This window comes from Cellulosimicrobium sp. NPDC057862 (assembly GCF_042797035.1).
Classification (GTDB): Bacteria; Actinomycetota; Actinomycetes; order Actinomycetales; family Cellulomonadaceae; genus Cellulosimicrobium.
Genome location: NZ_JBHVMH010000001.1, coordinates 85,907 through 111,654 on the forward strand (window position 1 = coordinate 85,907; position 25,748 = coordinate 111,654).

A 25,748-nucleotide genomic window follows, 5' to 3' on the forward strand; every position below is an offset into this window, starting at 1 on the left:
TCCCCGGCCGACGACGCAGGAGGGTGAAGGACCGATGAGCAGCAGACCTGGGACGACGCGTACGACGACGACCGTCGCCGCGTCCGCGGAGCACGCCACGGGAGCCGCAGGAGTCTCCGGAACCACGCCGGAGCATCCCGTGATCGCGACCGCACGGGGCCTCGAGAAGACCTACGGGCGCGGCGAGGCGACGGTCCGCGCGCTCGACGGCGTCGACGTCGACCTCGAGCGGGGGCGGCTGACCGCGATCATGGGCCCGTCCGGGTCGGGAAAGTCGACCCTCATGCACTGCCTCGCCGGACTCGACTCCCCCACGGCGGGCACCGTCGTCGTGGACGGCGAGACGGTGTCGGCGATGAGCGAGCGGCGCCTGACGCGGCTCCGACGCACACGCATCGGGTTCGTCTTCCAGTCGTTCAACCTCGTCCCGACGCTCACCGCGGAGGAGAACATCGTGCTCCCGCTGGCCATCGCGCGCCGGCCGGTGGACCGCGAGTGGTTCGACCGCGTGGTCGACGCCGTGGGGCTGCGCCCGCGGCTCGGGCACCGCCCGGCGGAGCTCTCGGGCGGGCAGCAGCAACGCGTGGCGTGCGCGCGGGCGCTCGTGTCCCGGCCGGCGGTCGTGTTCGCGGACGAGCCGACGGGCAACCTCGACTCGCGCGCCGCCGCGGAGGTGCTCGGCTTCCTGCGCGCCTCGGTGGACGACCTCGGCCAGTCGGTCGCGATGGTCACGCACGACCCCACGGCGGCGTCGTACGCGCACCGCGTCCTGTTCCTCGCCGACGGTCGCCTCGTCACCGAGCTGCGCGACCCGACGACGCAGGCCGTCCTCGACACGCTCGGCGCCCTCACGCCGGTGGCGCCCGCGGGCGCGCACGCCGCCGAACCTGCGCACGCACCGGCGGCCGTCCGATGATGGGCCGGATCGCGCTGCGCGGCGTGCGCGCGCACGGCGCCCAGCTCGTCCTGTCGGTGCTCGCGGTGACGATCGGCGTCGCGTTCGTCACCGGCACGTTCGCGCTGCGCGCGATGCTCGCGTCGACGTTCGACGGCATCGTCGCGTCGTCGATCCAGGCCGACGCGTACGTGCGCGGTGCGACCGCCGCGGGGTCCGCGCTCGAGTCGTCGTCCGCTCAGCTCGGTGGGGCCCGCAGCCTCGTCCCGGCAGACCTGGCCGAGACGCTCGACGCGCGCGACGACGTCGACCTCGCGCTCGCCGAGGTGAGCGGTCCTGCCGTCCTCGTGGGCGCCGACGGCACCGCGGTGCTGAGCACGCAGGCTCCGAGCATGGCGGTCGGCTACGACCCGCGCGACCCCGGGCCGCGCGTCGTCGACGGCCGCGCACCGGAGAGTGCCGCCGAGGTCGCGCTCGAGTCCGCGACGCTCGAGGCGTCGGGGCTCGCTGTGGGCGACACGACCGACGTCGTGCTCGGGGACGAGGTGCGTCCGGTGCGCGTGGTGGGCGAGCTCTCGCTGTCCGCGCCGATGGCGGGCGCGACCATCGTCCTGCTCGACGCGACGACCGCGGCCGCGACGTACGCGCCGGACGGCATGGTGCCGTCGATCGCCCTGTACGCCGCCGACGGCGTCTCGCCCGAGGCGCTGCGCGACGCCGTCGCGACGGCGCTCCCGGACGGCGCCGAGGCCGTGACGGGTGCCGACCTGCGTGACGAGACGAGCAGCGCGATCGCCGACCAGCTCGGCTTCGTCTCGACGTTCCTGCTCGTCTTCGCCGCGCTCGCGCTGTTCGTCGGCACGTTCATCATCACCAACACGTTCGCGATGCACGTGCGCCGCCGGACGCGCGAGCTCGCGCTGCTGCGCGCCGTCGGGGCGTCGCCGGCCCAGGTGTTCGCCTCGGTGCTGGGACAGGCCGCGGTCGTCGGGGTGGTCGGGGCGGTGCTGGGCGTCGCGGCCGGGTTCGGGCTCGCCGAGCTCGCGCGGGCCGGGCTCGGCGCGGTGGGCATGGAGCTCGCCGGGTCGCTGCCCGTGACGACGGCCGGGATCGTGGTCCCGCTCGTCGTCGGGGTCGTGGTGTCCGTCGTCGCGGCGGCGCTGCCCGCGCGGCACGCGGCGCTCGTCCGGCCCGTCGAGGCCATGCGGGCCGACGTCGTACGCCCCGCCGGTCCGGGCGTCGCTCGGGTGGTCGCGGGGACGCTGACCCTGCTCGCCGGCACCGGGCTGGTGGTGGGCGCCGCGGCGGTCGGGAGCGGCGGGGCACCGCTCCTCGGCCTCGGCGCGGTCGGGGTGATCGCGGGCGTGCTGCTGCTCTCCCCGCTCGCGGTCGGCCCCGTGCTGGGCGTCCTCGCCGCGCCGTTCGTCGCGCTGGTCCGACCCCTCGGCGGGCTCGCGCGCGGCAACGTCACGCGCCAGCCGCGCCGCACGGCCGCGACCGCCGGGGCGCTCGTCGTCGGCATGGCGCTCGTGTCGACGACGTCGGTCCTCGCGCTCTCGGCGCGCGAGTCCGTGACCGGCATCGTCGACGAGGAGACGGCCGCCGACCTCGTCGTCCGGTCCGCGACCCCGTACCTCCCGGAGGGCGTCGCGGCCGACGTCCGCGCCGTGCCCGGTGTCGCGTCCGCCGACCTGACGACGTACGGGCAGGTCGTCGTCGACGACGAGCCGCAGCTCGTGGTCGGGTTCCCCGCCGAGGGCTTCGGCCGCTCGGTCCGCACGACGGCGGTCGAGGGCGACCTGGCCGCGTACGCCCGCGGGGAGGCCGCCGTCATGGAGGACGCGCTCGACGAGCACGGCTGGGCGCTCGGCGACGTCGTGACGATCGCCGACCGCACGCGGGCGGACCTCCCGGCCCGCGACGTCCGCATCGGCGCGGTGATCGACTCCCACGCGTTCTCCGTCGACATGCTCCTGCCGCCGGACGTCGCCTCCGCGGTGGGCGCGACCACCCCCGAGATGCTGTTCCTCGACGTCGAGCCGGGCGCCGACCTCGCGGCCGTCCGGGAGGGGGTGACGGACGCCGTCGCGCCGTACGTCGTGGCGAGCGTGCTCGACGCCGACGAGTTCGCCGGGGAGGTCGCGGCCCAGGTCGAGTCGATCCTCGCGATCGTCTACGCGCTGCTCGGCCTGTCCGTGCTCGTCGCGGTCCTCGGGATCGTCAACACGCTGGCCCTGTCCGTCGTCGAGCGGACGCGCGAGATCGGTCTCCTGCGCGCCGTCGGGCTGGGGCGCGCCCAGCTCGCCACGACGATCGTCATCGAGTCCGTGCTCGTCGCGGTCTTCGGGACGGCCGTCGGGCTGGTCGTGGGGACGGGTCTCGCCTCCGCGCTTCCCTCGGTGCTCGCGGACGAGGGCTTCACGACCCTCGCCGTGCCGTGGGCGCACCTCGGCGCGATGCTCGCGCTCGCGGCCGTCGTCGGGGTCGTGGCGGCGGTCTGGCCCGCGGCCCGGGCGGCCCGGCTCCCCGTGCTCGACGCGGTGAGCCAGGAGTGATGCCCGGAGTGCGGTGACGAGATGCGAGAAGTGGCCCTCCGCTGCGGCGTCCGAGGGGCCGCTTCTCGCATCTCGCGACGCGCGGTGACGCGTCGCGTGCGCGCGCCGGGCGGCGCGGGTGCTGGCGGTTCGCACTACGGTGGGAGCACGCCCGCGCCGACCGGCGCCCCGACTCACGGAGGACCCTCGTGGCCGACACGAACGAGACCGAGCAGACCCTGGCCGTGAAGGTCGGGACCGTCGCCCTCACCTTCGCCGCGGGCTGGGCCGCGCAGAAGCTGGTCACGTTCATCTGGGCGAAGGTCACCGGTCACGACGCCCCGAAGGACCTCGACGACGAGGAGGTCGGCATCGTCTCGGCCGTCACCTTCGCCGCCGTCGCCGCGGGCGTCGGCGTCCTCGCGCGCCGGTTCGCCGGCAAGGAGGCCAAGCGCGTCGTCGCCCGCCTCGCGTCGCGCGCGTCGTAGACCACCCTCGAACCCGGGGGCGTTCCTCACGATCCCCATGACGTGGGGAACGACCCCGGGTTCGGTGACGCACCGGTACCCTGGCGCGCGTGACGGCCCCACCGGCGAACCCTGCGGTCGCGACGACGGTCCCCTCGGACTCCGTGCTGCGTGCCGGCGTGCGCGTGCTCGCCGACGCGGGCAGGCTGCTCACCCGGCACTGGCCCGCGCTCGTCGCGGTCGCGCTCCTCGCGGAGGTCATGCACGAGCTCGCGCTGCGCGCCGCGCTCGCCGTCGCGCCGACGTCGGGCGTGCTCGGTTTGCTCGTGCTGTGCTTCTCGCCGCTCGCGACGGTCGTCGGGATCGTCGTCATGCTGCACGTCCTGCGCCGCGAGCCGCGGACCGCGCGCGACCGGCTCGAGGTGCGGGCGCTCCTCGGCTCGATCGCGTCGGTCCTCGTCCCCTACCTCGTCATCTACGAGTTCTACGGCGGCCTGTCGTCCGACTGGCAGTCCTACATCGACTCCGCGGCGCTCGACCACGCGTTCGCGGCCGGGTCCGGGATCGAGACGGCGAGCCCCATCCCCGAGGGGTTCGGGCTCACCGTCGTGCTCGTCGTCGCGGGTGCCCTGCTCGCCCGGACGCTGCTCGAGCGCCTCGCCAAGCGCGTCGACCGCGGAGTCTCCGCGGCGGGCGGCGACACGCAGCGCAGCGCGCGCTCCGCCGCCGTCCGCATCGCGGCAGGGTACTGCGAGGTCGTGTGGATCGTCGTCGGCGCGTTCACCGTCACCGCCGTCGTCGGGCGCGTGCGCGAGTGGTGGACGTCGCGCGTGGTCGTCGTCGAGACCACGACCTGGTGGGACGGCGTCGTCGCGCGCGTGGACGTGCTCAAGCCGCTCGTCGACGCCCTGGGCCCAACGACGTCACTCCTCCTCGCGGGTGTCGTCACCGGCCTCGTCGTGCCGCTCGCGTGGCTCACCCTCGGCACGATCGTCTACGGCGTCGAGGCGATCGACGTCGTCGACCCGGCGCACGCGACGCAGGGCGGCGACGAGCCCACGGGTCGCGCGACGCGCGTCGTCGACCGGTTCAACCGGACGCTCGGCGAGAGCGGTGCGCGCAAGGCCTGGGAGCTCATGCTCGACCCCGGCCGTCGGTTCGGCGGGCTCGTGGGTGCGCTCGGCATGCTCTGGCGCAGCCGGTGGAGCGCCGTGCTGCTCTTCTGCGTCGCGTTCGCGCTCCTCACGCTCGGTGAGCAGGTCGTCTACACGGCCGCGCAGGCCGTCGTCGGCCAACCCGGGATCGTCGCCTGGCGCGCGCTCGTCGGCCCGCTCGAGATCGTCGCGACGGTCGTCGTGCAGGTGCTCACGACCGTGCTCCTCGCCGCCGCCGCGGACGCGCTCCTCGCGAGCCTCGGCCTGCCGTCGGCGCTGCGCACGCGGCGTCGTCAGGCGACGTCGAGGACCGGCAACGACCAGTAGGCGGGGAGCAGCTCCGGCTCGACGAGACGCACCTCGGCGGGCACGGCGTCGTCGGGCGTGAGGAAGTACTGCGCGCTGCGGCTGGAGACGGCGCCCGTGCACACCGGGGCCTCGGGGAACGGCATCCCCGGGAGCGCCGACGCCCCCGCCGCGAACTCGCGCCCGGCCGTGTCGAGCAGCACGACCTCGCACGCCGAGTACGTCTCCTCCTCGCTCGCCGGGGCGTCGGGCGCGTCCGACCGCAGCGACACGTCCGCGGCCCAGAGCGTGTAGCCCTCGGGAGCCTCGATGCGGTCCCCGTACCCGTCGTCGAGCCAGTCGACCCGCTCCAGACCGGCGAGGCGGGCCCGGACGTCGCCGACCTGCGCCCAGCCCTCGGCGTCGGTCGAATGGGCGCGGTGCGGCTCCGACGCCCACCACCCCTGCACCGCGTCGGAACGCCAGGTGAGCGTGGCGAGGGCCGCGAGCGCGCCCGCCAGCACGACCAGCCACCACCGGTTCGCACGCCACCATCCCACGCCCGGTCCCCCGCCAGACCTCCCGCTCATCCGTCCCACCCCCCAGGGACGAGCGCGGGGGGCAGCACCTCGACGACGGTGTCCGCCGCGGGCCGCTCGAGACGACCGAGGTCGACCTCGGCGACCGCCTGGGGGCGGTCGATGTCCGCGTCGTCGTGCTCCGTGAGGACACGCAGCACGACGTCCCCCTCGAGCGCCCGAGCGGGCACCTCGACGACGACCGTCCCGGCCTCGGGCACGTCCGGGTCCACGAACGTGCTCATCATCGAGCTGCTCACCCGGTGGGACGCCGCGTGGTCGCGGCCCTCGGCGTCACGCAGCTCGAGCACCTCGATGCCGGCCTCTCGCGTCGTGCCGGACACCGCGAGGTCGACGGCGACCCAGGCGCCGTCGGTCGTCAGCGTGTCGAACCCGTCCTCGAGCACCGTGCCGGTGCGCACGTCGTCGACGCGCACGCGCAGCGGGCCGGCGGTGACGACCTCGCCGACGCCGCCGCGCGTCGTCGTCGCCGTGAGCGTGGGCCACCACGTGTCGACGCGCGCCACGGCGGCCCCGACGCCCACGGCGAGGACGAGCAGGACGACGGTCACGACGACGTCGGCACGGCGCGGGCGCACGGCCGCGGCGGGCGCACCGGCCGTCGCGGCCGGCTCGCCGGCGGTCGCCGTGGTGGTCGCCGTCTCCACGGTGGGCTCGGTCACCACGCCTCCTCGTCCTCGGGCGGGTCCACGATCTCCGGCGGGACCTCGCCGGCCGGGACGTCCACGAGCACCACGCTCCCGGTCTCCGCCCACCGGCGCCCCCCGCCGACCGTCATGTCCCGGTAGCGGAACGACGGGACGGTGACGGTGAGCGGCTCGTCGGGTGCGGCGGAGGTGGCGCCGCCCTCCGGGACCGCCACCGGCCACAGGAGCGCGACGTCCTCCGGCAGTCCCGGCTGGAGCACGGGGTAGACCGAGGCGTCGCGCACGAGCAGCGTCGGGTCCGGGCGGTCCGGCTCCGCGTCGCCCGCGAGCGCCAGACCGCCCGGCAGCTCGTCCGGGAGCGTCACGGCGGTGCGGTCCAGACGGCGCGGCTCCCGGTCGGTGTCGAGCGCGCCCACGACCACGACCAGCCACGCGTCGGCGCCGGAGTCCTCGAGCGCGGAGACCTGCACGGTGTCCGTCACGGTCCACGACCGCACCGTGAGGTCGAACGGTCCCGTCGGGACCGGCTCCCCCGCGGCGGCGTGGGCCGGGCCCGCCTCGGCGGCGACGTGCTGCGCGAACCCGCCGGCCGCCGCCGTCCCCGCCACGAGGCCGAGCACGACCGCCAGCGCGATGCGGCGCGGCCACGTCCCGACGACCGCGCGGAGCAGCGGGACGCTGCGGGCGGCCCTCGGCGCGGTCGACGTCACGGCGCGCATCCTACGGGTCGGGCGGGGTCCCCGTCAGGCCCCGCGGACCAGGAGCGTCGTGACGGGTCCCATGACGATCGCGTACATGACCGCGAAGAAGAGCGTGTGCAGGAGTACGAAGAGCAGCGCGTCCAGCACGGCGCCCCGTCCCCGGAAGTGGCGCACGAGCTTGCGCACGAACTGGACCGGGTGGGCGAGGTCCCAGCTGTTGAAGCGCACGTACCGGCCCAGGTAGATGCCCACCGACACCAGGGCCAGCACGACGAGCACCACGAACCACGACACGGGCCGGCGGAACGGGGCGTCGTCGTCCGGGTAGAGCACGATCGCGAGCAGCGCCTGCGCGAGGAACACGTTGACGAGGGTGTTCATCACCCCGGACAGCGCGAGCGTCAGCACGGCCACGATGTCGTACCAGAGCGGGACCTCCTCGCCCTCCTGGCGGTGGCTGTAGTTCAGCTCGGTGACGAGGTAGCCCGCGTTCGGCAGGAGCAGCAGCCAGACGCCGAACCCGAGGACGGCGCACGTCACGACCGCCCAGGACGGGGCACCGCCCGCGATGAGCACCGCGTCGACGAGCACGACGAGGCCCAGCACGATCACCGGCGCGATCGAGAGGCCGATGTTGAGCAGCATCGGCCGGTACAGGGGCGTGCGGTAGAGCGGGGCGCGCAGCACCACGAGGGCGAGCGCGTACACGTTGAGCAGGGCCACGCCCCCGAAGAGCCAGTCGAGCACGCCCCCACGGTACGGGTGGTTCGCCGCGCGGGGCGCGACGAGCGTCGTTAGCGTGGAGTCGCTCGACGCAACGACCTCCCGTGCCCGGCGACGGGCACCTCCTCCCAGGAGTCGCCATGGCGCAGCAGGACGCGAGCGGGACCACCGGTCCCTCCCCGACGACGACGTCCCCGTCCACCTCCCCGACCCTCATGCTCGTCCTCGCGACGATCGGGTTCGCCGTGAACTTCTGGGCGTGGGCGCTCATCAGCCCGCTGGGCGCGGCGTACGGGCAGCTCTACGACCTCACGGACGTGCAGGTGTCCGTCCTCGTCGCCGTCCCGGTCGTCGTCGGGTCCCTCGGGCGCATCCCCGTGGGCGCTCTCACCGACCGGTACGGCGCCCGCATCATGTTCCCCCTGGTCAGCGCGCTGACCATCCTGCCTGTGCTCTTCGTCGGGCTCGTCGCGGACAGCTTCGCCGCGCTGCTCGTCGGCGGGTTCTTCCTCGGGCTCGGCGGCACGGCCTTCGCCGTCGGCGTCCCGTTCGTCAACGCGTGGTACCCGCCCGCCCGCCGCGGTACGGCGATCGGGATCTTCGGCATGGGCATGGGCGGCACGGCGATCTCCGCGTTCACCACCGTGCGCATCCGCGACGCGTGGGGCGACGCCGCGCCGTTCCTCCTCGTCGCCGCCGTCCTCGCCGTGTTCGCCGTCGTGTCCTGGCTCCTGCTGCGCGTCCCGCCCGGCCGCGCGGCCGCCCCCGCCGGCGGCTTCTGGTCCCGTACGTGGGCGACGTTCCGCCTGCCCGCCACCCTTCAGCTGTCGTGGCTCTACGCCGTCGGGTTCGGCGGGTTCGTCGCGTTCTCCGTCTACCTGCCCACGTTCCTCGTCAACGCGTACGACCTCACCGCCTCCGACGCCGCCGCCCGCACCGCCGGGTTCGTCGTGCTCGCCGTCCTCATGCGGCCCGTGGGCGGGGCGCTGTCCGACCGGTTCGGCGGCGTGCCCGTCTCCGTCGTGTGCTTCGCCGTCGTGACCGCGCTCGCCGCGGTCGTCGCGTTCCAGCCTTCGCTCGTGCCGGTCGGGACCGTCGCGTTCCTCGGCCTCGCCGCGGCTCTCGGCGCGTCGTCAGGCGCGACGTTCGCGCTCGTCTCCAAGGTTGCCCCGGTCGAGAAGGTCGGCGCCGTCACCGGCCTCGTCGGCGCGGCCGGCGGCCTCGGCGGGTTCATCCCGCCGCTGCTCATGGGCGCCGTCTACCAGCTCGAGGGCACCTACGGCCTCGGCTTCGCGCTCCTCGCCCTCACCGCCCTGCTCACCCTGCTGTTCACCCTCGGCCCCGTCCGCCGCGGCGTCCAGGCCCGCGCCGCCGCCTCGACCTGACCTTCCCGAGGTCAGCTGGAGGGAGGAGAGGCCGGGCCCCGGGCGACGAGACGCGGGAGGAGGAACCAGAGACCGACGAGCAGGACGAGCGCGCAGCCGCTCGACCACAGCGCCGCGGTGCGGTTCACGACGACGTCGACCACGAGCAGGACCGTCCCGGTGACGACGAACGCGAGGACGAGCACGCCGAGGCGGGCGATGCGGTCGCTCATCGTGACGAGCGCCGTCTTGCGGTGCTTGCGGAACAGCGCGCGGTGCAGGCTCACGGGCGTGACGAACAGCCCGGTCGACAGCACGGCGAGCCCGACCAGCGCGAGGTAGACCCCGGTCTGGAACGGGTCGAGGTCGGCGAAGCGCTGCTGGAACGGCAGCGTGAGCAGGAACCCCGTGAGGATCTGCACGCCCATCTGCATGACGCGCAGCTCCTGGAGCAGCTCCGCCCAGTTGCGGTCCGACCGTTCGTCCGCCGACTCGTCACGTCCGTCGCTGACCTGCGTGGTCATGAGTCCTCCCTCTCGCCGCCCCTGGGATAATCTTCCTCTGCTGGGGTCAGGAATCGGCTCCGTCCTGATCGATCTCCGGGGACCCCCATCGATGGACGCTGCCCTGCCCTCCGACGTCGCGGAGCCCGACGACGTCGTCCCTCCGGCTCTCGCCGACCTCCTCGCCGCGCTCGGCCCGGGTGACCCCCAGCCGGTCGGACGCTTCCGCGTCGACGTCGCCACGGACACGTGGTGGTGGTCGGACGAGGTGTACGAGATGCACGGCTTCGCGCCCGGCGAGGTCGTCCCGACGACGGCCCTCGTCCTGTCCCACAAGCACCCCGAGGACCGCGAGCGCGTCGCGAGCGAGCTCGCGCAGGCGGCGCGCACCGGCGAGCCGTTCGGGTCCATGCACCGCATCGTGGACGCGACGGGCCGGACTCGCACGCTCGCCGTGGCCGCGCAGGGCCGCCGCCTCGACGGCGGGGCCCCGTGGGCGGCGGTCGTGGGGTACTTCGTGGACCTGACGACCGCGCACGAGGAGGCGGCCCGCCGCGAGGCGACGGCGTCGATCCGCGCGGCCGACGCGTCCCGCTCGGCGATCGAGCAGGCGAAGGGCGTCCTCATGACGGCGTTCGCGATCGGACCGGACGACGCGTTCGAGCTGCTGCGCCGCCGCTCGAACGACGCCAACGTGCCCGTGCGGGAGCTCGCGCGCCGGTTGGTCGCGGGTGTCGTCGACGGGTCGGTCGCGGGCACCGGGGTGGTCGACGACGCGGCCCGTCGACGCATCGACCGGCTCCTCGAGGGCACGGACGGCCGCGGCGAGGACGAGCCGCAGCACACGTCCCGCTGACGGCCCGGCCGCACGGTGCGGGGAGCGCCGGCGCGACCTCCCGCGTCAGTCCGCCCCGACCCCGGGGATGCGGCGCGTCTCCACGACCTGGCGCGCGATGTCGACGAGCTTGATGTTCGCGTCCTGGGACACGCGGCTCAGCACCGCGAACGCGCGCCCGGGCGTGAGCGAGTAGCGCTCCATGACGATGCCCTGCGCCTGCCCGATGAGCGTGCGGGTCTGGACGGCGGACTGGAGCTGTTCCTCGGTCCGCGCGGCCGAGATCGCGGCCGCGGCGACGGCCGCGAACGTGGCCGCGAGGTGGTGGGCGTCGGCGTCGAACGCCTCGCGCGACGTCGAGTACATGTTGAGCGCGCCGTGCGCGTTCTCCGACGTGTAGAGCTGCACGCACAGCATCGACCGGACCCCGAGCTCGCGCGCGACGGCGGGCGCCCACAGCGGCCACCGCGCGTCGGTCTCGATGTCGCCCGACTCGACGAGCGCGTGGTCGTGCACGGCATCCAGGCACGGCCCCTCGCGCAGCTCGTACTGGAGCGCGTCGCCACGTGCCACGAGGGGGTCCGAGACAGCGGGGCTCTCGATCCGCCCGCGCGTGACGAGCGAGATGCCCGCGGACTCGCACCCGTCCACCATCGACACGGCGAGCTCGACGACGCGGTCGAGGGTCTGCTGGAGGGTCGGCTCGTCGGCGAGCGCCCGCGCGGCGTCCGCCACGAGCCCGGCGACGCTCTGCTCGTCGGGACCGCCCACGACCTCCGGCACCCCGGCGACGGTCTCCGCCTGCGGCGTGGGGACGGTGGCGCCGGGGCCCGCCGGCATCCCGACCGTGCCCTGCTCGACGCTCTGCTCGATGCTCGTCATCCCGGCCTCCTCACGGCTCTCGGCCCCAGCGTAGTTCGCGCTCACGGCGGCCGGTATCCCGAGGGGCGGCCGCGGCGTCGTGCGCGGCCCGCCCCAGCGGTCGTGCCGGAGGCCCCGCCCGGGCACGGCGCCCGGGCGGGTCGGGGGCGGTGGCCGTCTCGCCCGCACAGGGCGTGGCGGCTGGTGTCCCACGGGCACCGTCGCTCTCGCGGCGGACCCGCCCCCGGGCGGGCGCGGACGCCCACCCTCCGACCCTCCCGGGCGGGTCGCGGCCCTCGGCCGATCCGTCCGCGGCCCGCACGGGGAGGTCTCTTCATCGCCCTAGAACACGGGCTTTCCTCCCGTCACCCCGAGGACGGTGCCGGAGACGTAGCTCGCGTCCGCCGGGGAGGCGAGGAAGACGAACGCCGGGGCGACCTCGCCGGGCTGTCCCGCCCGCCCCAGCGGCGTGTCCTGGCCGAACTTCTCGATCTTCTCCTCGGGCTGGGTCGCCGGCTGGAGCGGGGTCCAGATGGGACCCGGCGCGACGGCGTTGACCCGGATGCCCCGCGGTCCGAGCTCGGCCGCGAGGTTCACCGTGAGGTTGTTGATCGCGGCCTTGGTCGACGCGTAGTCGAGCAGCGACGTCGACGGCTGGAAGGCCTGGATCGACGAGTTGTTGACGATCGCCGCCCCCTCCCCCAGGTGCTCGAGCGCCGACTGCGTGACCCAGAGCAGCGCGTAGAGGTTCGTCTTGAGGACGCGGTCGATCTCGTCCGTCGTGACGTCCTCGATCGACTCGCGGCGCGCCATCTGGAACCCGGCGTTGTTGACGAGCACGTCGAGCCCCCCGAGCTCCGCGACGGCACGCCCGGGCAGGGCACGCGCCGTCGCCTCGTCGGTCAGGTCGCCGGGCAGGAGGGCGCAGGCGCGTCCCGCCTCGCGGACCCAGCGCCCGGTCTCCTCGGCATCCTCCTGCTCCTCGGGCAGGTAGCCGATCGCGACGTCGGCGCCCTCGCGCGCGAACGCGATGGCGACGGCGCGCCCGATGCCCGAGTCGCCGCCGGTGACGAGCGCGCGGCGCCCCGCGAGCCGCCCGCTGCCGCGGTACGACTCCTCGCCGTGGTCGGGTGCGGGGTCCATGGGCCCGGTCAGGCCGGGCGGCTCCTGCTGCTGGGCCGGGAAGGCCTTCTCGTCCGTCATCTCGTCCCTCCGTCCTCTCGAGGTCCGGTCATGGGGGCGTCAGGAGCGCGCCGGCTCGCGACGGCGCGCGAGCTGGGCGTCGTGCGCACGCGGCCGGGCGACCGGGCGCACGGCGGCGAACGCCCCGGCGAGCGTCGCCTCGGCCGTCGGGCCCACCCCGCCGGCCTTGCTCAACGCCCGCATGACCTGCGCGGCGGTCTCCTGGACCGGGACGCCGGCCTCGCCGGCTGCCTCGGCGAGGAGTTGGCTCGCCGCGACGTCGTCCACGCCGTGCACGGCCATGAGCACGCCCTTGACCTGCTCGACGGCGGCCTGGCTGACGAACGCGCGCGTCACGGCGCGCTGGGACTCGCGCTCGAGCGCCTCCTTGTGGGCCGGGCTGACGTCGACGACGTACCCGGCGATCTCGACGACGCGGCCCCGGGCATCCCGGCGCCCCTGCCCCGTCACGACGACGGACCGGGCCTTGCCGTGCCCGTCGACGATGCGGTGCGCGCAGGAGAACGGTCGGCCGGAGCGGATCGCCTCCGTCGCGGCGCGGACGACGCGGGCGCGGTCGTCGGGGTGCTTGCGTGAGCGCAGGGCGTCCAGGCTCGGCTCGACGTCGCCCGGCGTCCAGCCGTGCATCGTGTACACCTCGTCCGACCACCACCACGTCCCCGTGCCGAGCTCGACGCGGTACTGCCCCACGAGGAGGTGCGTGCCCACAGCGAGCACCTCGGCGAGGGCTGCGGGGCGTACGGGCGCGGTCTGCTCGGCGCTGGGGGTGGTGGTCACGGAGATCGAGGCCATGGTGTCCTCCCAAGGTTCGGGGGGCTGCGGGCCGCTTCATGACTCCGGTCCCCAACCTAGCCCACCCACCGGCGGACGGCACCCGGGCTCGGCTACGGTGCGGGGCATGACCCGCGAGCCGCGCCGGACGATCGCCCAGCACGCCGACGACGCGCTCGCGCTCGTCCGCCCGACGCCAGCCACCGACGTTCCGCTCGAGGACGCCGTCGGGGCGGTCCTCGCCGCCGACGTCGTCTCGACGCTCGACGCGCCCGCGTTCGACGCCTCCGCGATGGACGGGTACGCGGTGCGTTCGGTCGACGTGGCCGGGGCCACGACCGGCTCGCCCGTCGCGCTGCGCGTGGTCGGCGACGTCGCGGCCGGGGCGCCGGGGCTCGACGTCTTCCTCGGGGTCGGCGAGGCGGTCCGGATCATGACCGGGGCCCCCGTGCCGCGCGGCGCCGACCTCGTCGTCCCGGTCGAGCGCACGTCGACCGGGCGGTTCACGCCGGGGGATCCCGGGAACGGCCCCGCGACCGTCGAGGTCCACGACGCGTCGCGCAGCAACGTGAGGGCGCGGGGTGAGGACGTGCGCCGTGGCGACGTGGTCGTCGAGGCGGGGGTCGTGCTCACCCCGCGGCACGTGTCCGTCGCGGCGTCCGCCGGGCACGCGATCGTGCGGGTCCACCGCGCGCCGCGCGTCGCGGTGCTCTCCACGGGGAGCGAGCTCGTCGCGCCGGGGACCGCGCCCGGACCGGGCCGGATCCCCGACTCCAACTCGGTCCTGCTCGCCGCGTCGGCGCGCGCGGCCGGGGCCCGCGTCGTGCGACGCGGCGCGGTGGGCGACACGTCCGCGGCACTCGTCGCGGCGCTCGACGACCTGCTGGCCGCGTTCGACGGCGCCCCGCCCGACCTGCTCGTCAGCACGGGCGGGGTGAGCGCGGGCGCGTTCGACGTCGTGCGCGAGGTCCTCGACCCCGCGACGCGCGCCGGGACCGCGTGGGAGGGCGCAGTCGACGACGCGCGGCTCGTCGCGGTCGGGATGCAGCCCGGCAAGCCGCAGGGGCTCGCGCGGTGGCGGGGCGTCCCCTGGCTCGCGCTGCCCGGCAACCCCGTGAGCGCGTTCGTCTCGTTCGAGCTGTTCGTGCGGCCCGTCCTCGACCGCCTGCGGGGCGTCCCCGGCACGGGCCGCGCGCTCGTGGAGCGCGTCGCCGCGGAGGGCTGGTCGTCGCCTGCCGGCCGCGAGCAGCTCGTGCTCGTGCACCACACCCTGCCCGACGGCGGTCAGGTCGTCCCCGCGGGCCGGCACCGCGACCGGGGGGCCGACCCCGCGGAGGCGCGGGGCTCCGGCTCGCACCGCGTGAGCGCGCTCGCGCACGCCGACGCGCTCGCCGTCGTCGGTGCCGACGTCACGTGCGTCGAGCCCGGCGACGCCGTCCGGGTGCTGCTCCTGGACTGACCGCCGGGTCACTTCTGCGCGGGCGGCGGGTGGCCCTCCGAGGCCTGCACCACGACGATCCCCTGCCCCGACAGCGCGAGCTGGTACGCCTCGCCCGACCCGCGCCCGATCGCCGCAGCGAGCTTCGCCGTCTTGCGGATCGAGGACTGCAACGACGTCGACCACAGCACGGCGGCCTGCATGTCGACGTACGTCGGGACGTCGACGTCGAGCACGACGGGCGTGCCGAACGCCGTCACGGCGAGCGCGCCGGTCCCGGTGAACGTCGTGTTGAACAGCCCGCCGCTGAGCATCGACGCGCCCTCGACGCGGTTGATGTCCCACGTGAGCGAGCTCTCGAACGCGAGCACGTTCGCACCGTTGACGGTCACGCCCTCGTCCTCCAGGTGCAGCACGAACACCTGGTCCGCCTCCTGCGCGAGGAAGACGTCGCCGCTCCCGGACACCTTCATGAGGGACATGCCCTCGCCCGTGAACGCCTTCTTGAACATCTTGCCGAGACCGCCGCTGCCCTCGTACGCGAAGTCGACGTCGCCCTGGTAGGCGACCATCGAGCCCTGCTTCGCGAAGAAGAACCCGCCCGTGCCGCGGAGGTCCACCTTGAGCATGCGGTCGTTCTGGAGCTGGAAGGAGCCGGGCTCGACGGAGCGCTCGGCATGGTCGAGGAGTGAGCTGCGCATGCTCCGATCCTCACGGGTGCGGGCCGCCGTCGCACGCGCGGGTCCTCCGACCCGTCCGCCCGGCGGGTCACGCGTGCGAGAGTGGCGCCATGAGCTCCACGCACGGCTTCACGCACCTGGACGACCGCGGGCACGCGCGCATGGTCGACGTCACCGCCAAGCAGCCCACCGTCCGCTCCGCGACGGCGACCGGGGTCGTGCGGTGCTCCCCGCAGATCGTCGCCGCGCTGCGTGACGGCACCGTCCCCAAGGGCGACGTGCTCGCCGTCGCGCGGATCGCGGGCATCGCGGGCGCCAAGCGCACGGCCGAGCTGTTGCCGCTCGCGCACGTCATCGGGGTGCACGGCGCGGTCGTCGACCTCGTCGTGGGCGACCACGGCGTGGACGTCACCGCGACCGTGCGCACCGCCGACCGCACGGGCGTCGAGATGGAGGCGCTCACCGCCGTCGCCGTCGCCGGGCTCGCGGTCGTCGACATGGTCAAGGGGCTCGACAAGTCCGTCGAGCTCACGGACGTCCGGCTCGTCGCCAAGACCGGGGGCAAGTCCGGCGACTGGCACCGCGAGCCGTGACGGTCCCCCGCCCCGACCCGTCCCTCCGTTTCGACGCCGTCGTGCTGGCCGGGGGTCGGGCGGAGCGGCTGGGGACGCCCAAGCCCGGCGTCGTCGTCGGAGGTCGGCCGCTGCTGGAGCACGCGCTCGCGGCGACCGCGGGCGCGGGGCGGACGGTCGTCGTCGGGCCGGACGAGCTCGCCGATCCCGCCCGCTACGCCCTGACGCGCGAGGACCCGCCGTTCGGAGGGCCTGTCGCCGGCATCGCCGCCGGGCTGGCCGCCCTGCCCGGGCCCGACGACGGCGGCGCGGCCTGGGTGCTCGTCCTCGCGTGCGACGTCCCCCGGGCCGCGGAGGCGGTGCCCGCGCTGCTCGCCGCGGCGCGCCACCGGACGGACGAGGTGGCGGTGCACGCGGTGCGCGGCGGGCGCGACCAGTGGCTCGTGGGGCTCTACGAGCGGGCGGCGCTCCAAGGCGCGCTCGCCGCCCTGCCCGCGGTGCACGGTGCGTCGGTGCGCCGCCTGCTCGCCGGTCTGCCCGCGCTCGCCGTGCCCGACGACGACGGCGCCACCGCCGACGTGGACACGTGGGAGGATGCCCGCGAGCAGGACCGCCGCCTGGGCGCGGGTGCGGTACCGGCGCCCGACGACACCCCGACGGACCGCAGGAGGCCACGATGACGAACCTGGAACGCTGGGTCGACGCGCTCGCACAGGACCTCGACCTGGACCCGCAGGTCGTCGACATCGGCGCGATCCTCGACCTCGCGCGCGACGCCGCGCACGGCATCGAGCGTCCCGCCGCCCCGCTCACGACGTTCGTCGCGGGCTACGTCGCGGGGCTCGCCGCGCACGACGGCTCCGGACGCACCGTGCAGGACGTCCTCGACCGCGCCGCCGAGCTCGCGCTCGCGTGGACGCCGGAGCCCGAGCTGCCGGGCACGGCGGCGCCGGCGGAGACGCAGGACTGACCGATGGTGACGGTCCGCTACTTCGCCGGCGCGCGCGACGCCGCCGGCACAGAGACCGAGAGCGTCGACGCGGCGACGGTCGGCGAGCTGCACGCGGCGCTCGTCGCGCGGCACGGCGCCCTGGCGGACGTGCTCCCCCGCTGCTCGCTGCTCGTCGGCGGCGTGCGAGCGTCGAGCGACGACACCCCGGTCGGCCCCGACGAGACGGTCGACGTGCTCCCGCCCTTCGCGGGCGGCTGACCGCCCGGCGTCAGTGGTCGCCGCCGTCGAGCTGGGCGAGCACGTGCGGCAGGAGCGTCTCGAGGACGGCCCAGCCGTCGCGCACGCCGCCCGTCGACCCGGGCAGGTTCACGACGAGCACCCGGCCCCTCGGGCCTGACGCGATCCCCGCGAGCCCGCGCGACAGCACGGCCGCCGGAACGTGGGCGGCGCCGCGCCGGCGCAGCTCCTCCGCGATGCCCGGGACCTCCTGCGCCAGGACCTCGCGGGTCCCCTCGGGCGTGAGGTCGCGCGGCCCGACGCCGGTCCCCCCGGTCGTGAGCACGACGCGCGCTCCCCCGGCCACGGCCCGGGCGACGGCGTCGCGCACGGAGGCGACGCCGTCGGGCACGAGGTCCGTGACGACGGCCCAGCCCGCCGCCCCGAGGAGCCCCGCGAGGAGCGGCCCCGAGCGGTCCTCCGCCTCGCCCCGCGAGCAGCGGTCGGACACGGTGACGACGGCGACGGTCACGTCCGCGGGCCGTCCGGTGGGTGCGCTCATGGCGTCACGGTATCGACCCGTGGGCCTGCGTCGGCCCGGTCGCCGGGCGGGTCCCCTCGGCGCGCGCGATCCGCCCGTCCTGGGCATAGTGGCTGTGGACCGACCCCCGCCGTCCCTGCTCGCCCCAGGAGGCTCGTATGTCGTACGTGTCCGTGCCGTCAGCGTCGCCGGTGCGCGGACCCTCGCGGGCGCTCCCGGCGCGACCCTCCGCGACCGCCGGCGACGGGAGCGCGGCATGACGACGACGTCGGACGGCCCGGTCGAGGACGCGCTGCTGCGGCTCGGCAAGCACCTGCGGCGGGGGAAGGTGTCGGACGACCTGCGGCAGGTGTTCCTGACCGGCGGACGCCAGGGCGACGTGTTCTACCGCGACCGCTGGTCCCACGACAAGGTCGTGCGCTCCACCCACGGCGTGAACTGCACCGGGTCCTGCTCCTGGAAGGTCTACGTCAAGGACGGCATCATCACCTGGGAGACCCAGCAGACCGACTACCCCTCCGTCGGCCCCGACTCCCCCGAGTACGAACCCCGCGGCTGCCCCCGCGGCGCCGCGTTCTCCTGGTACACCTACTCCCCCACCCGCGTGCGCTACCCCTACGTCCGCGGCACCCTGCTCGACCTGTACCGCCGCGCGAAGAGCACCGTCGGGGGCGACCCGGTGCTCGCCTGGGCAAAGGTCACCTCCGACCCCGACGCGGCCCGCGCCTACAAGTCCGCCCGCGGCAAGGGCGGCCTCGTGCGCGCCACCTGGGACGAGGCGGCCGAGATCGTCGCCGCCGCCCACGTGCACACCATCAAGACCTACGGCCCCGACCGCGTCGCCGGGTTCTCCCCCATCCCCGCCATGTCGATGGTCTCCCACGGTGTCGGCGCCCGGTTCGTGCAGATGCTCGGCGGCACGATGCTGTCGTTCTACGACTGGTACGCCGACCTCCCGGTCGCCTCCCCCCAGGTCTTCGGCGACCAGACCGACGTCCCCGAGTCCGCCGACTGGTGGAACTCCACCTACTGCATCATGTGGGGCTCCAACGTCCCCGTCACCCGCACGCCCGACGCCCACTTCATGACCGAGGCCCGCTACCGCGGCCAGAAGGTCGTCGTCGTCTCCCCCGACTACGCCGACAACACCAAGTTCGCCGACGAGTGGCTCGCGCCCCACCCGGGCACCGACGGCGCCCTCGCCCAGGCCATGGGCCACGTCATCCTCACCGAGCACTACGCGCAGCGCCGCACCCCGCAGTTCGCGGAGTACGCGGCGCGCTTCACCGACCTCCCGAACCTCGTCGTCCTCGACGAGCACGACGACGGCTCGGGGTCGGGCGCGGCGTACGTGCCCGGGAAGTTCCTCACCGCGGCGGACCTGCCCGACGGCGTCGGGCGCCCCGGCGACGACGACGCCGCCTCCTCGAACGCCCGCTTCAAGACGGTCGTGCTCGACGCCGACGGGACACCGCGCGTCCCGAACGGCAGCCTCGGCCACCGCTACGGCGAGGCCGACGCGGGCCGCTGGAACCTCGACCTCGGCGACATCGACCCCCTCCTCTCCGTCGCCGACCCGCACGGCGTCTTCTTCCGGAACCCGACGGCCGCGCAGACCGACGACGGCGCGGGCTCCGGGTCGTACGAGACCGTCGCCGTCGCGCTGCCGCGGTTCGACCTCGACCCGGCGCCGGGCGACGAGGCGGGCGCGCACCTGGGCGGCGCGGGCGTCGTCGCGCGCGGCGTCCCGGCCCGGCGGGTCGGCGGTCGGCTCGTCACGACGGTGCTGGACCTGCTGCTCGCGCAGTACGGCGTGGACCGCCCGGAGCTGGGCCTGCCCGGCGAGTGGCCCGCGGGCTACGACGACGACGCGTCGCCCGCGACGCCCGCCTGGCAGGAGCGTTTCACCGGGGTGCCCGCGGCAGCGGCCGAGCGGATCGGGCGCGAGTTCGCCCAGAACGCGCTGGACTCGGGCGGCCGCTCGATGATCATCATGGGCGCAGGCACCAACCACTGGTTCCACTCCGACACGATCTACCGGGCGATGCTCGCGCTGACGACGCTCACCGGGTGCCAGGGCGTGAACGGTGGCGGCTGGGCGCACTACGTGGGGCAGGAGAAGTGCCGCCCGGTGACCGGGTGGGCGCAGTACGCGGGCGGCCTGGACTGGTCGCGGCCGCCGCGGCAGATGATCGGCACCGCGTTCTGGTACCTCGCGACGGACCAGTGGCGCTACGACGGCCTGCCCGCGGACGCCCTCGCGTCGCCGCTCGCCCAGGGCCAGTTCTCGGGCCGCACGACGGCGGACACGCTGGTCGAGTCGGCGCAGCGCGGCTGGATGCCGAGCTACCCGACGTTCGACCGCAACCCGCTCGACCTCGTGGACGAGGCGCGCGCGGCGGGCAAGGAACCCGCGCAGCACGTGGTCGACGAGCTCAAGGCCGGGACCCTGCGGTTCGCGTGCGAGGACCCGGACGACCCGGCGAACTTCCCGCGCGTCGTGACGGTGTGGCGCGCGAACATCCTCGGGTCGTCGGGCAAGGGCAACGAGTACTTCCTCAAGCACCTGCTCGGCACGGACGCCGCGGTCAACGCGGCGGAGTCGGGCCCCGAGCGTCGGCCGCGGTCGATGACGTGGCGGGACGAGGCGCCGCAGGGCAAGCTCGACCTGCTCGTGACGCTCGACTTCCGCATGACGTCGACGACGCTGTTCTCCGACGTCGTGCTGCCTGCAGCGACCTGGTACGAGAAGCACGACCTGTCGTCGACGGACATGCACCCGTTCGTGCACTCGTTCAACCCGGCGATCAGTCCCCCGTGGCAGACCCGCACCGACTTCGACATCTTCCACACGATCGCCGGGAAGGTGTCCGAGCTCGCGACGACCCACCTCGGCGTCCGGGAGGACCTCGTCGCCGCGCCGCTCGCGCACGACACCCCGGACGAGATGGCCGTCCCGCACGGGGCGCTCACCGACTCGGGCCTGCCCGTGACGGAGCGCGAGCTCGTGCCGGGCGTGACGATGCCGAAGCTCGTGGTCGTCGAGCGCGACTACCCGGCGTTCGCCGCACGCATGGCATCGCTCGGGCCGCTCACCGAGAAGGCGGGCATGGTCACCAAGGGCGTGCACTTCTCGCCCGCGCCCGAGGTCGCCGACCTGGGGCGGCGCAACGGCCTCGTCCAGGACGGGCCGACGGCGGGTCGCCCGCGCCTGGACCGGGACACGCACGCGTGCGAGATGATCCTCGCGCTGTCGGGGACGACGAACGGCCGGCTCGCGGTGCAGGGGTTCGAGCACGTCGAGCAGCGCACGGGCACGCGCCTGGCCGACCTCGCCCTCGACGAGCAGGGCAAGCGCGTGACGTTCCCGGACGTGCAGTCGCGCCCGACGCCGGTCATCACCTCTCCCGAGTGGTCCGGCTCCGAGCACGGGGGCCGCCGGTACTCGGCGTTCGTCGTCAACGTGGAGCGGCTCAAGCCGTGGCACACCCTGACGGGCCGCCAGCACCTCTACCTCGACCACGACTGGATGATCGAGCTCGGTGAGCACATGCCGATCTTCCGACCACCGTTGGACATGCACCGCCTCTTCGGCGACTCGCCCGTGGTGGGCGACACCTCGCCGTCGGGCTACCCCGCGTCGGGCGGCCACGCCGAGGTCGCGGTGCGGTACCTGACCCCGCACAACAAGTGGTCGATCCACTCCGAGTACCAGGACAACCTCTTCATGCTGTCCCTCTCGCGCGGCGGTCCGAACGTCTGGATGTCGCCCGCCGACGCCGCCAAGATCGGGGTCGCGGACAACGAGTGGATCGAGGCGTACAACCGCAACGGCGTGGTCGTGGCGAGGGCGGTGGTCAGCCACCGGATGCCCGAGGGCACGGTCTACATGCACCACGCGACCGACCGCACGATCGACGTCCCGCTCGCCGAGACGTCCGGGCTGCGCGGCGGCATCCACAACTCGCTCACGCGCATCCTGCTCAAGCCGACGCACCTCGCGGGTGGCTACGCCCAGCTCTCCTACGCGTTCAACTACCTCGGGCCCACGGGGAACCAGCGCGACGAGATGACCGTCATCCGCCGACGCAGCCAGGAGGTGCGGTACTCGTGACCCTCGTGACAGTCGTGACCACGACCGGAACAGCGCGGGGCCCAGCCGCGGGCAGGGCGTCGTCGGCACGGGAGGGGGTGGCGTCGTGCGGGTGATGGCGCAGATGTCGATGGTGATGAACCTGGACAAGTGCATCGGGTGTCACACGTGCTCGGTCACGTGCAAGCAGGCCTGGACCAACCGCACGGGCGTGGAGTACGTGTGGTTCAATAACGTCGAGACCCGCCCCGGCCTGGGGTACCCCCGCACCTACCAGGACCAGGACCGGTGGCAGGGCGGGTGGGTGCGCACCAAGAAGGGCAAGCTCAAGCTCCGCGCCGGCGGGCGGTTGAAGAAGCTCGCCACGATCTTCTCCAACCCCGTGCTGCCCTCCATCCACGACTACTACGAACCGTGGACCTATGAGTACGACATGCTGCTGTCGGCGCCCCAGGGCGCCCACACCCCGGTCGCCCGCCCGAAGTCGCTGCTCACGGGCAAGGACATGAACATCTCCTGGTCGGCGAACTGGGACGACGACCTCGCCGGGTCCACCGCGACCATGGACCAGGACCCGATCCTGCAACACATGTCCGAGCACGTCGCGACCGAGCTCGACAAGACGTTCATGTTCTACCTGCCCCGCATCTGCGAGCACTGCCTCAACCCCGCCTGCGTCGCGTCCTGCCCGTCCGGGGCCATGTACAAGCGGGCCGAGGACGGCATCGTCCTCGTGGACCAGGACCAGTGCCGGGGTTGGCGCATGTGCGTCACCGGCTGCCCCTACAAGAAGGTCTACTTCAACCACAAGACCGGCAAGGCCGAGAAGTGCACCCTGTGCTACCCCCGCATCGAGGTCGGCCTACCCACCGTGTGCTCCGAGACCTGCGTCGGACGCCTGCGCTACCTCGGCCTCGTCCTGTACGACGCCGACAAGGTCACCCAAGCCGCCGCCGTCCAGGACGAGCACGAGCTCCTGGCCTCCCAACGCGCCGTCTTCCTCGACCCGAACGACCCCCAGGTCATCGCCGCCGCCCGCGCGGAGGGCATCCCCGAGGACTGGATCACCGCCGCCCAGAACTCCCCCATCTGGGACCTCATCACCAAGTACGAGGTCGCCCTGCCCCTGCACCCCGAGTACCGCACCCTGCCCATGGTCTGGTACATCCCACCCCTGTCCCCCGTCGTCGACGTCATCACCGCGTCGGGCAACGACGGCGAGGACGGGCGCACCCTGTTCGCCGCCATCTCGAAGCTGCGCATCCCGCTCGAGTACCTCGCCGGACTGTTCACCGCGGGCGACACCGCACCCGTCGAGAAGGTCCTGCGCCGCCTGGCCGCCATGCGCTCCTACATGCGCGACCTCAACCTCGACCGCGAACCCGACGAACGCACCGCCGCCGCGGTCGGCATGACCGGACAACAGGTCCAGGACATGTACCGCCTCCTGGCCATCGCGAAGTACGAAGACCGGTACGTCATCCCCACCGCCCACACCGAGATCGCCCGCGAGCTCGACGAGCTCTCCTGCTCCCTCGACTACGACGGCGGCCCCGGCATGGGCGGCATGGGCCTGACCGGCGGCGGGCCGTTCGGCGAGACGTCGGGGAGCCCGGTACCCGTCGCGGTCGAGAACTTCCACGTGCTCCAGTCCCGGCAGACGGCGGACTCCGCGTACGGGCCCTCGACGCCTGGCCGCGTGAACCTCCTCAACTGGGACGGCAACGGCCGCCCGCCAGGGCTCTTCCCGCCCGGCGAGGACGCGACGACCGGAGGAACCGGCGCGGGCACGGGGACCGGTGGCGTCACGCCCGGCGCCCCCGGCTCGCTGCCCGGCGGTCGGCAGGACGCGCGCCACGACACGATCCCCGACCCGTCGGCGCCCGGCAGGTCGGCGGGCGGGGCGCCGGGGAGCGGACCCGGCACGGAGCCCAGCACGGAGCCCGACGGGGGCACCCGATGAGGACGCGCTCGCTGCTCCCGAACCCCGCGCTGCGGCCCGGGGCGCGACCCCGCGGGCCGCAGCCCGACCACCTGGCTCCCGTCGCGGCGTCGGGCACCCAGCGCCGCACGACCCACATGGCGGCATCCGTGCTGCTCGCCTACCCCGACGCGGACGTGCTCGACGCGACCGTCGCTGTCCGGGCGTCGACGCCGGGGTTGCCTCCGCCCGTCCGCGAGCGCCTCGACGCGTTCTGCGACGTGCTGTCGGCGTCCGCGGACGCGACGGGACTGCGCGAGCTCCAGGCCCGCTACGTCGCGACGTTCGACCTCAAGCGCAAGTGCTCGATGTACCTGTCGTACTACGCCGCGGGCGACACCCGGCGGCGCGGGACGGCGCTCGTCGCGTTCGTCGAGGCGTACCGAGCCGCGGGCTGGGAGGTCACGGGCTCGGAGCTGCCGGACTACCTGCCCACCGTGCTCGAGTTCTCGGCCCGCACCGAGGGCGACGACGCGACGATCGCGGCGGGCCTGCTGGCCTCGCACCGCGACGGGATCGAGGTGCTGCGGACCGCGCTCGAGAGCATGGCGAGCCCCTGGACCGGGTTGGTCGAGGCGGTGTGCCTCACGCTGCCGCCGCTCGACGCGCGGACGCAGCAGCGGTACGTCGAGCTCGTGACGGCGGGGCCGCCCGCCGAGCTCGTGGGGATGGAGCCGTTCGCGCTGGAGCCGTACGGTGCCGGGGCCGACCGAACCGGAGGTGCGGTGCGATGAGCGGGGTGAGCACGGGCGAGATCCTGCTGTGGGTCGTCTTCCCGTACGTGACGTTCGCGGTGTTCGTCGTGGGCTCGATCTGGCGGTACCGGTACGACAAGTTCGGCTGGACCACGCGGTCGAGCGAGCTCTACGAGAAGCGGCTGCTGCGGCTCGGGTCGCCGCTGTTCCACTTCGGTCTGCTGTTCGTGATCCTCGGGCACCTCATGGGGCTGGTCATCCCCAAGTCGTGGACGGAGGCGGTGGGCATCAAGGAGGTCGCCTACCACTTCGTCGCCACGTACATGGGGTCGATCGCGGCCGTCGCGCTCGTCGCCGGGCTGCTCATCCTCATCTACCGGCGCCGCACCACGGGACCCGTCTTCCGCGCGACGACGCGCATGGACAAGACCATGTACGTGTTCCTCGCGGCGTCGATCCTGCTCGGGTCGTGGGCGACCGTGCAGACGCAGCTCCTCGCCGGCGGCCACGGGTACGACTACCGGGAGACGATCTCCCCCTGGTTCCGCTCGCTCTGGTACCTCCAGCCGCAGCCCGCGCTCATGGAGGGCGTGCCCGCGGCGTTCCAGCTCCACATCGTCGCCGCCAACCTGCTGTTCATCCTGTGGCCGTTCACGCGGCTCGTGCACGCGTTCTCCGCGCCCGCGCCGTACCTGTTCCGCCCGTACGTCGTGTACCGGTCGCGCGAGGCCTCGGTCGCCGCGCGCGCCCCGCGGCCCGGCTGGGACCCCTCGGAGCGCCCGCGCGGGCGATGATCCCGAGCAGCCCCGCCGCGCCCGCGGAGCACCAGGTCAGCGGTCAGAAATCACCGTGGCGCACCGAGCACCCACCGGGGGCCACCGGGTGAAATGAGCGGCGCGGCGACCACGGAACGCCCCGACACCCCCTCCTTCCAGGGGCGGTCACCCCGACCGTGACCGTCACCCGGAAGAGGTTCGAGCATGTCCACCACCGCCCCGACGACCGCCGGCCGTCCCCGCGCCGTCCGCCCGTCCGCGT

The 25,748-nt window shown here is 74.5% G+C and carries 25 protein-coding genes; 15 read left to right on the top strand and 10 right to left on the bottom strand.

What is annotated here, in order from left to right:
* The first annotated feature begins 34 nt into the window (after positions 1-34).
* The 4 genes from ACFVN3_RS00350 to ACFVN3_RS00365 all read left to right on the top strand — a co-directional run bounded on the left by ACFVN3_RS00350 (position 35) and on the right by ACFVN3_RS00365 (position 5,377).
* On the top strand, positions 35-916 hold the full coding sequence (locus ACFVN3_RS00350) for an ABC transporter ATP-binding protein (RefSeq protein WP_378229399.1): 882 nt from the start codon (positions 35-37) through the stop codon (positions 914-916).
* Positions 916-3,450: an ABC transporter permease gene (locus ACFVN3_RS00355; RefSeq protein ID WP_378229401.1), complete on the top strand. Its 2,535-nt coding sequence runs from the start codon at positions 916-918 to the stop codon at positions 3,448-3,450. The genes ACFVN3_RS00350 and ACFVN3_RS00355 overlap by 1 nt, the downstream gene beginning before the upstream one ends.
* 188 nt (positions 3,451-3,638) lie before the next feature.
* Positions 3,639-3,917 carry a DUF4235 domain-containing protein gene (locus ACFVN3_RS00360; protein WP_375825385.1) on the top strand — a complete coding sequence of 93 codons (279 nt, stop codon included), beginning with the start codon at positions 3,639-3,641 and terminating at the stop codon, positions 3,915-3,917.
* Between the two features lie 89 nt (positions 3,918-4,006).
* Entirely contained in the window at positions 4,007-5,377 is a 1,371-nt protein-coding gene (locus ACFVN3_RS00365; RefSeq protein ID WP_378229404.1) for a hypothetical protein, read from the top strand.
* Here ACFVN3_RS00365 and ACFVN3_RS00370 read toward each other — a convergent pair.
* From ACFVN3_RS00370 to ACFVN3_RS00385, 4 genes are read right to left on the bottom strand one after another with little or no spacing between them, the layout of a single operon-like run.
* Positions 5,344-5,895 carry a hypothetical protein gene (locus ACFVN3_RS00370; protein ID WP_378229406.1) on the bottom strand — a complete coding sequence of 184 codons (552 nt, stop codon included), beginning with the start codon at positions 5,893-5,895 and terminating at the stop codon, positions 5,344-5,346. The genes ACFVN3_RS00365 and ACFVN3_RS00370 overlap by 34 nt on opposite strands.
* A gap of 26 nt (positions 5,896-5,921) precedes the next feature.
* Positions 5,922-6,596, bottom strand: a complete 675-nt coding sequence (locus ACFVN3_RS00375) for a hypothetical protein (protein ID WP_378229408.1) — start codon at positions 6,594-6,596, stop codon at positions 5,922-5,924.
* Positions 6,593-7,291, bottom strand: coding sequence for a hypothetical protein (locus tag ACFVN3_RS00380; protein ID WP_378229410.1), 699 nt, complete (start codon positions 7,289-7,291; stop codon positions 6,593-6,595). The genes ACFVN3_RS00375 and ACFVN3_RS00380 overlap by 4 nt, the downstream gene beginning before the upstream one ends.
* A 33-nt stretch (positions 7,292-7,324) precedes the next feature.
* Positions 7,325-8,029 carry a DUF1361 domain-containing protein gene (locus ACFVN3_RS00385; RefSeq protein ID WP_378229412.1) on the bottom strand — a complete coding sequence of 235 codons (705 nt, stop codon included), beginning with the start codon at positions 8,027-8,029 and terminating at the stop codon, positions 7,325-7,327.
* A gap of 116 nt (positions 8,030-8,145) precedes the next feature.
* Between ACFVN3_RS00385 and ACFVN3_RS00390 the strand changes: the two genes are divergently transcribed.
* Positions 8,146-9,390: a nitrate/nitrite transporter gene (locus ACFVN3_RS00390; protein WP_378229414.1), complete on the top strand. Its 1,245-nt coding sequence runs from the start codon at positions 8,146-8,148 to the stop codon at positions 9,388-9,390.
* A gap of 11 nt (positions 9,391-9,401) precedes the next feature.
* On the opposite strand, the gene ACFVN3_RS00395 is transcribed toward ACFVN3_RS00390, so the two are convergent.
* Positions 9,402-9,893, bottom strand: a complete 492-nt coding sequence (locus tag ACFVN3_RS00395) for a DUF6328 family protein (protein WP_378229416.1) — start codon at positions 9,891-9,893, stop codon at positions 9,402-9,404.
* A 91-nt stretch (positions 9,894-9,984) separates the two neighbouring features.
* Between ACFVN3_RS00395 and ACFVN3_RS00400 the strand changes: the two genes are divergently transcribed.
* Positions 9,985-10,728 carry a PAS and ANTAR domain-containing protein gene (locus ACFVN3_RS00400; RefSeq protein ID WP_378229418.1) on the top strand — a complete coding sequence of 248 codons (744 nt, stop codon included), beginning with the start codon at positions 9,985-9,987 and terminating at the stop codon, positions 10,726-10,728.
* 45 nt (positions 10,729-10,773) lie between these two features.
* On the opposite strand, the gene ACFVN3_RS00405 is transcribed toward ACFVN3_RS00400, so the two are convergent.
* From ACFVN3_RS00405 to ACFVN3_RS00415, 3 genes are all read right to left on the bottom strand, one after another.
* Positions 10,774-11,589, bottom strand: coding sequence for a GAF and ANTAR domain-containing protein (locus tag ACFVN3_RS00405; protein ID WP_378229420.1), 816 nt, complete (start codon positions 11,587-11,589; stop codon positions 10,774-10,776).
* Positions 11,590-11,910: 321 nt separating this feature from the next.
* Complete coding sequence (locus ACFVN3_RS00410; RefSeq protein WP_378229422.1) at positions 11,911-12,771, bottom strand: SDR family oxidoreductase; 861 nt, start codon at positions 12,769-12,771, stop codon at positions 11,911-11,913.
* A 39-nt stretch (positions 12,772-12,810) separates the two neighbouring features.
* On the bottom strand, positions 12,811-13,563 hold the full coding sequence (locus ACFVN3_RS00415) for a PAS and ANTAR domain-containing protein (RefSeq protein ID WP_378229424.1): 753 nt from the start codon (positions 13,561-13,563) through the stop codon (positions 12,811-12,813).
* 106 nt (positions 13,564-13,669) lie between these two features.
* Between ACFVN3_RS00415 and glp the strand changes: the two genes are divergently transcribed.
* A complete protein-coding gene (glp, locus tag ACFVN3_RS00420; RefSeq protein ID WP_378229426.1) occupies positions 13,670-15,001 on the top strand; it encodes a gephyrin-like molybdotransferase Glp in 1,332 nt (443 codons plus the stop codon).
* Positions 15,002-15,009: 8 nt separating this feature from the next.
* Here glp and ACFVN3_RS00425 read toward each other — a convergent pair whose 3' ends face one another.
* On the bottom strand, positions 15,010-15,681 hold the full coding sequence (locus ACFVN3_RS00425; RefSeq protein ID WP_047233668.1) for an AIM24 family protein: 672 nt from the start codon (positions 15,679-15,681) through the stop codon (positions 15,010-15,012).
* An 89-nt stretch (positions 15,682-15,770) separates the two neighbouring features.
* On the opposite strand from ACFVN3_RS00425, the gene moaC reads away from it, so the two are divergent.
* The 4 genes from moaC to ACFVN3_RS00445 are packed head-to-tail and all read left to right on the top strand — an operon-like array spanning position 15,771 to position 17,442.
* Complete coding sequence (gene moaC, locus ACFVN3_RS00430; protein ID WP_378229428.1) at positions 15,771-16,253, top strand: cyclic pyranopterin monophosphate synthase MoaC; 483 nt, start codon at positions 15,771-15,773, stop codon at positions 16,251-16,253.
* A complete protein-coding gene (locus tag ACFVN3_RS00435) occupies positions 16,250-16,912 on the top strand; it encodes a molybdenum cofactor guanylyltransferase (RefSeq protein ID WP_378229430.1) in 663 nt (220 codons plus the stop codon). The genes moaC and ACFVN3_RS00435 overlap by 4 nt, the downstream gene beginning before the upstream one ends.
* Positions 16,909-17,202, top strand: a complete 294-nt coding sequence (locus tag ACFVN3_RS00440; protein WP_378229432.1) for a DUF6457 domain-containing protein — start codon at positions 16,909-16,911, stop codon at positions 17,200-17,202. The genes ACFVN3_RS00435 and ACFVN3_RS00440 overlap by 4 nt, the downstream gene beginning before the upstream one ends.
* 3 nt (positions 17,203-17,205) lie before the next feature.
* Complete coding sequence (locus ACFVN3_RS00445) at positions 17,206-17,442, top strand: MoaD/ThiS family protein (RefSeq protein WP_378229434.1); 237 nt, start codon at positions 17,206-17,208, stop codon at positions 17,440-17,442.
* Positions 17,443-17,452: 10 nt separating this feature from the next.
* Here the strand turns inward: ACFVN3_RS00445 and ACFVN3_RS00450 are convergent, their stop codons facing one another.
* Positions 17,453-17,962 (bottom strand): molybdenum cofactor biosynthesis protein B, encoded by a 510-nt coding sequence (locus ACFVN3_RS00450; RefSeq protein ID WP_378229436.1) that lies wholly within the window; start codon positions 17,960-17,962, stop codon positions 17,453-17,455.
* Positions 17,963-18,197: 235 nt separating this feature from the next.
* Here ACFVN3_RS00450 and ACFVN3_RS00455 point away from each other — a divergent pair, with 235 nt between their 5' ends.
* The 4 genes from ACFVN3_RS00455 to narI all read left to right on the top strand — a co-directional run bounded on the left by ACFVN3_RS00455 (position 18,198) and on the right by narI (position 25,504).
* On the top strand, positions 18,198-22,055 hold the full coding sequence (locus tag ACFVN3_RS00455) for a nitrate reductase subunit alpha (protein WP_378229438.1): 3,858 nt from the start codon (positions 18,198-18,200) through the stop codon (positions 22,053-22,055).
* 85 nt (positions 22,056-22,140) lie between these two features.
* Positions 22,141-23,997: a nitrate reductase subunit beta gene (narH, locus tag ACFVN3_RS00460; protein ID WP_378229440.1), complete on the top strand. Its 1,857-nt coding sequence runs from the start codon at positions 22,141-22,143 to the stop codon at positions 23,995-23,997.
* The gene (narJ, locus tag ACFVN3_RS00465; RefSeq protein WP_378229442.1) at positions 23,994-24,749 is read left to right on the top strand and encodes a nitrate reductase molybdenum cofactor assembly chaperone; all 756 of its coding nucleotides are present in this window, start codon (positions 23,994-23,996) and stop codon (positions 24,747-24,749) included. The genes narH and narJ overlap by 4 nt, the downstream gene beginning before the upstream one ends.
* A complete protein-coding gene (narI, locus tag ACFVN3_RS00470; protein ID WP_141388954.1) occupies positions 24,746-25,504 on the top strand; it encodes a respiratory nitrate reductase subunit gamma in 759 nt (252 codons plus the stop codon). The genes narJ and narI overlap by 4 nt, the downstream gene beginning before the upstream one ends.
* Positions 25,505-25,748 lie beyond the last annotated feature (244 nt).

Coding starts and splice junctions, on each gene's coding strand:
- ACFVN3_RS00350 (WP_378229399.1), top strand. CDS start 35: ATGAGCAGCAGACCTGGGACGACGCGTACGACGACGACCGTCGCCGCG.
- ACFVN3_RS00355 (WP_378229401.1), top strand. CDS start 916: ATGGGCCGGATCGCGCTGCGCGGCGTGCGCGCGCACGGCGCCCAGCTC.
- ACFVN3_RS00390 (WP_378229414.1), top strand. CDS start 8,146: ATGGCGCAGCAGGACGCGAGCGGGACCACCGGTCCCTCCCCGACGACG.
- ACFVN3_RS00395 (WP_378229416.1), bottom strand. CDS start 9,893: ATGACCACGCAGGTCAGCGACGGACGTGACGAGTCGGCGGACGAACGG.
- ACFVN3_RS00400 (WP_378229418.1), top strand. CDS start 9,985: ATGGACGCTGCCCTGCCCTCCGACGTCGCGGAGCCCGACGACGTCGTC.
- ACFVN3_RS00405 (WP_378229420.1), bottom strand. CDS start 11,589: ATGACGAGCATCGAGCAGAGCGTCGAGCAGGGCACGGTCGGGATGCCG.
- ACFVN3_RS00410 (WP_378229422.1), bottom strand. CDS start 12,771: ATGACGGACGAGAAGGCCTTCCCGGCCCAGCAGCAGGAGCCGCCCGGC.
- ACFVN3_RS00415 (WP_378229424.1), bottom strand. CDS start 13,563: ATGGCCTCGATCTCCGTGACCACCACCCCCAGCGCCGAGCAGACCGCG.
- glp (WP_378229426.1), top strand. CDS start 13,670: ATGACCCGCGAGCCGCGCCGGACGATCGCCCAGCACGCCGACGACGCG.
- ACFVN3_RS00425 (WP_047233668.1), bottom strand. CDS start 15,681: ATGCGCAGCTCACTCCTCGACCATGCCGAGCGCTCCGTCGAGCCCGGC.
- moaC (WP_378229428.1), top strand. CDS start 15,771: ATGAGCTCCACGCACGGCTTCACGCACCTGGACGACCGCGGGCACGCG.
- ACFVN3_RS00440 (WP_378229432.1), top strand. CDS start 16,909: ATGACGAACCTGGAACGCTGGGTCGACGCGCTCGCACAGGACCTCGAC.
- ACFVN3_RS00445 (WP_378229434.1), top strand. CDS start 17,206: ATGGTGACGGTCCGCTACTTCGCCGGCGCGCGCGACGCCGCCGGCACA.
- ACFVN3_RS00450 (WP_378229436.1), bottom strand. CDS start 17,962: ATGAGCGCACCCACCGGACGGCCCGCGGACGTGACCGTCGCCGTCGTC.
- ACFVN3_RS00455 (WP_378229438.1), top strand. CDS start 18,198: ATGACGACGACGTCGGACGGCCCGGTCGAGGACGCGCTGCTGCGGCTC.
- narJ (WP_378229442.1), top strand. CDS start 23,994: ATGAGGACGCGCTCGCTGCTCCCGAACCCCGCGCTGCGGCCCGGGGCG.
- narI (WP_141388954.1), top strand. CDS start 24,746: ATGAGCGGGGTGAGCACGGGCGAGATCCTGCTGTGGGTCGTCTTCCCG.